This is a genomic window from Candidatus Symbiopectobacterium sp. NZEC135 (assembly GCF_025962695.1).
In genome coordinates, this window is the sequence record NZ_JAGFPF010000590.1 from 1 (window position 1) to 1,166 (window position 1,166).

Annotated in this window: 2 protein-coding genes; one reads left to right on the plus strand and one right to left on the minus strand. The window is 56.8% G+C overall.

Features of this window, described 5'->3' with window-relative positions; genetic code table 11:
• Window positions 1–215 (plus strand): Sua5/YciO/YrdC/YwlC family protein (locus J5224_RS28995; protein WP_264628543.1); only part of this gene is annotated, 215 nt, incomplete at its 5' end.
• A gap of 34 nt (window positions 216–249) precedes the next feature.
• On the opposite strand, the gene J5224_RS29000 is transcribed toward J5224_RS28995, so the two are convergent.
• Complete coding sequence (locus J5224_RS29000) at window positions 250–1,095, minus strand: GNAT family N-acetyltransferase (RefSeq protein WP_264628544.1); 846 nt, start codon at window positions 1,093–1,095, stop codon at window positions 250–252.
• Between the last annotated feature and the right edge of the window lie 71 nt (window positions 1,096–1,166).

The following is a 1,166-nucleotide window of genomic DNA, read 5'->3' on the forward strand; positions in this document are numbered from 1 at the left end:
TGAATGAGCCGCTGATGTCGACCACATTGATGTTGCCGGGCAATGATTTTGCGGAGTCCGATCCGGAAGAGATTCAGGATCACCTGGGCAAACGGGTGGATTTAATTATCCACGGTGGATTTCTCGGACAAAAACCCACAACGGTGATTGATTTGACCGACTCCGCACCGGTGGTGGTGCGTGAAGGCACCGGTGATATCTCACCGTTTCAGTGAGATACGCGGATAAGATTGCACTGCCGCCATGCGCTTAGTTTTCCGTTTCTGACAGTGCGTGGCACAGGGTAAATTGGGTAATCGGGTGCTGTTCCCAGCCAGCCTGCAAAAATAACGGGGTCAACGCCTGCGGTACCGCGACAGGGGTAGAAATGCCCTGATGCAGTACGGCCAGCGCTTGCAGCAACCGTCGTGCATGACCTTGTCGACGGGCGGTGGGCGTGACATAAAGCGCCCGCAGCTGGGGTTTGGTAAACGCGGTGGCAACAATGGCATAGGCGTCATTGCCCGAGCGATATGCCTGTGCCGGCAGTGCGACCGTCCCCAACGGATCGAGCATCCAGGGTAACGCGTTATCAGGCGCGGCGATCATGCTGCCGATAACGCTGACCGGATCGCAACGTGTTAATGGTGCGGCTGTGTTTGTTGTTTCATCCGGTAGAGGGGCAATAAAGCCGCACAGGGTGTCCTGGCGCGTAAATCCCATCCTGTCATACAAGGCAATGCCAGCCACATTGTTGCTAATCACTTCGAGCCACAGGGCGCTGTCGCCCCGTTGACGCGCTTCATCCAGCAATCGCCCTAACATCGCTGTTCCCAACCCGCCACGACGCCAGCGCGGATGAATGGCAAAGGCAGCCAAACGGCAACGCGAGCCGCGACGCACCATGATTGCCAGCGCCACCGGGTTATTGTTGGCGCTCCAGATACGGCTCTCGGTCAATGACAGACCCTCTGCGTTAAAGCGCGTGGCAAACGTTGGGCCATCGAGGGTAAAAGGGATCACATAATCCGTGAAGCACTCGGTCAATATGGCGGCGAGCTGATGGCTGTCGTAGTGCGTGGCATCCCGGCAGACCAGCGGTGAAATTGATGTCATGGGCGTTTAACCTGTTGTGTCGGCGATAGCGTATACGGTTCCCTGGAAACAGGATTATCGGCCGATATAGC